The 3,042-nt window shown below is 59.9% G+C and carries 2 protein-coding genes; one reads left to right on the top strand and one right to left on the bottom strand.

Annotated features, from left to right (window positions below; genetic code table 11):
• Positions 1–146: 146 nt before the first annotated feature.
• Entirely contained in the window at positions 147–1,274 is a 1,128-nt protein-coding gene (locus EJA72_RS00570) for an AGE family epimerase/isomerase (RefSeq protein WP_157709617.1), read from the top strand.
• 98 nt (positions 1,275–1,372) lie between these two features.
• Here the strand turns inward: EJA72_RS00570 and EJA72_RS00565 are convergent, their stop codons facing one another.
• Entirely contained in the window at positions 1,373–2,140 is a 768-nt protein-coding gene (locus tag EJA72_RS00565) for an SDR family oxidoreductase (protein ID WP_157709616.1), read from the bottom strand.
• Between the last annotated feature and the right edge of the window lie 902 nt (positions 2,141–3,042).

Below are 3,042 nucleotides of genomic sequence, written 5' to 3'. Positions count from 1 at the left end.
CGGTCTCGCTCCCACATTTATCCTGTGTTCACAGCTCTACTGTGGGAGCGAGACCGGCTTGCCGGCGATGGCGGCCTGACAGACACCACACCTCTCAGGCCTGATAACATGTCGCGCAATCAACCCTGCCGTGACGACGCCAGCCAATGCCTCATGCTCCTCGCTCTGTTTCCCAGCCTGAATTGACCGCCCTGTTTGCCGCGGTGCAACAGCATTTCCAGGACGTGATCGTGCCGCTTTGGCAAGGCCCGGGCTGGAATGCCGAAATGGCGCTGCCCTACGAAGCGCTGGACGCCGAGCACCAGCCGTTGCCACCGCAGCGCTATCGGGCCATGGCCTGCGCGCGGCAGTTGTATCTGTTTTCCAGCCTGATTGGCCAAGTGCCGGCCGCCGAAGAACGCGCGGCGGCGCTCTTCCGCTCCCTGCAGCATCATTTCCACGACGCCGAGCATGGCGGCTGGTTCTACAGCATCGACCCGCAAGGCGCGCCGCTGGATCAGCGCAAAGACCTCTACACCCACGCGTTCATCCTGTTCGCCTGCGCCCATTACTGGGGCAAAGTCCACGAGCCTCGAGTGGAGTCGATGCTCAAGGCCGCACTGGACGTCATTGCGCAGCGTTTCGCCACGGGCGACGGCCTGTACGAAGCCAGCCTCGACCGCAACTGGTCTACGTTGAATTCCGGACCGCTGCAAAACCCTCTGATGCACTTGGCCGAAGCGTTCCTCGCCACCCTCTCGGTGCGCGAAGACGACGCGGTGCAGCGCTCGCTCATCGAGTTATGCACAGCCATGCACACGCGCTTCATCGACCCGCAACACAGCGTGCTGATGGAGAAACCGCTGGGGGCTGTGGATAACTGGTTTGAACCGGGGCACCAGTTCGAATGGTATTTCCTGCTGGAATCGTCGCCGTTGCTGCGCGGGTCGATACTGCACGCGGCTGTGGAACGCGCCTTTGCGTTCACCGAGCAATTGGGCGTCGACCAACAAACAGGCGCCGTGCGGGCAATGCTCACGCTGGACGGACAATCCAAGGACGCCACCCAACGCATCTGGGCTCAGGCTGAATACCTGCGCGCACTGACCCTGCGCCCGGACAGCGGGGCATCGGTATTGCAGCAATTGCAGGCGCTGCAACAGCGCTCTCTGCATGCGGGTGGCTGGTATGAATGTCGGAATGAGAACGGTGAAGTGAGCCGCCAGGACATGCCTTCGACGACGCCTTATCACCTGGCGACCTGTTATCGCGGATTGGCCGATTATCTCGGCTAAGCCCTCTGTGGCGAGGGAGCTTGCTCCCGCTGGACTGCGAAGCAGTCCCCTTTTAGGGCCGCTTCGCGGCCCAGCGGGAGCAAGCTCCCTCGCCACAATTACGACTTGGCATTCCGCTCAATCGCAAACCCACTCCACGTCTGACTCACCGGCATCAACTCCAGGCTGTTGATGTTGATGTGCGCTGGCGCGTTGAGCACCCAGAAAATGGTCTCGGCGATGTCTTGCGGCTGAATCGGCTCGGCGCCAGCGTAGGTCGCGTCGTAACGCTCCTGGTCACCGGCGAAACGCACCAGCGAGAACTCACTCTCACATAACCCAGGCTCGATGTTGCTGACACGCACCCCCGTGCCTTGCAGGTCGCAGCGCAGGTTCAGGGAGAACTGTTTGACGAACGCCTTGCTCGCGCCATACACATGGCTGCCGGGGTACGGGTAGTTGCCGGCGATGGAGCCCAGGTTGACGATGCCGGCACCGCGACCGTGGGCGATCAGGCGTGGCAGCAGCAGACGGGTGCTGTACATCAGGCCCTTGATGTTGGTGTCGACCATCGTGTCCCAATCGTCGAGATTGCACTTGGGCGCCGGATCAACGCCCAGCGCCAGGCCGGCGTTGTTGATCAGGCCGCGCAGTTTGGCGAAGGACGGTGGCAGGCTGGCAATCGCCTCTTCCATCGCCTTGCGGTCACGCACGTCGAGCACCAGGCCATGGACCTCGGTCTGCTTGGACAATTCGGCGCACAGGGCGTTGAGACGCTCTTCACGACGGCCAGTCAGCACCAGTTTCCAGCCAGCTTGCGCAAAACGGCGGGCACAGGCTTCACCAAAACCGGAGGTTGCACCGGTAATAAACAGGGTGTCGGACATCGTGTTCTCCTTGCTTCGGCTGATGGGCAGCCATTGGAATAGAAAATCAGCTGGCAGCATGCCCGGCCCGACTGCTACCGGCAACCGGGAAGTCACTTACAGAACTTGTAGCAGCTGCCGAAGGCTGCGTTCGGCTGCGAAGCAGTCGTCATCCAGACAACATCATTACAACGTCAAAATCGTGTGCGTCGGTTTTTACGACTGCTTTGCAGCCGAACGCAGCCTTCGGCAGCTGCTACAAAGGACTCGTCGCTGTATAAAAAACGATCACAGCGAGGCACGCCTTATTGCCCGTGGCCTGCAGCCATGTATGCGCATGTTATCCACAGGCCGGCCCACAGTTTCCGGGGGCAAGTCAAAAAGCTGCAAGCCGCTGTGCACAAGGCTTTGCGGGCTGCTTACAAAGTTTTTCGCTTGACCCTGAAACACTCACCGTGTAGCCCAAGGCATTTTGCACGATTGGCCACGCAAACAGGCGATGGCTCCAAGCCAGTAACCACGGCCCTCAGCCGAGTCTTTCCAGAGTTTAACCACAGACTTATCCACAGGCTCGCAACGTTGCTTCCCCTGTGTTTTTCCCGACAACAAACAGGTTGACAAAGCCACCTCACGGCCGCTCAAAAGCGGCTGATCAAAAAACAACCACACCTCTGAAAGCCACGAAATCCGAGGCTTTCAGCCAGCTACTCCCACGTTATTCACAGCCAGTTCCACAGCAAACGGGGACAAGTCAAAACCGTGACAAAACAACTATTTGCAGCGGCTTTATGTCGCGCTTTGAGAGCTTGGCAAATTTGTTTTCCACAATTTCCCGAACGCGCACCACCTTCACCTGTGGGAGCGAGCCTGCTCGCGATGGCGGCGTTACAGTCAGCATCGCGGTGACTGACCCACCGCCATCG

The organism is Pseudomonas sp. PB120 (genome assembly GCF_009761815.1).
Classification (GTDB): domain Bacteria; phylum Pseudomonadota; class Gammaproteobacteria; order Pseudomonadales; family Pseudomonadaceae; genus Aquipseudomonas.
The sequence above is the reverse complement of the archived record's forward strand: the minus strand, read 5'-3'. Positions and strand labels throughout refer to the sequence as shown.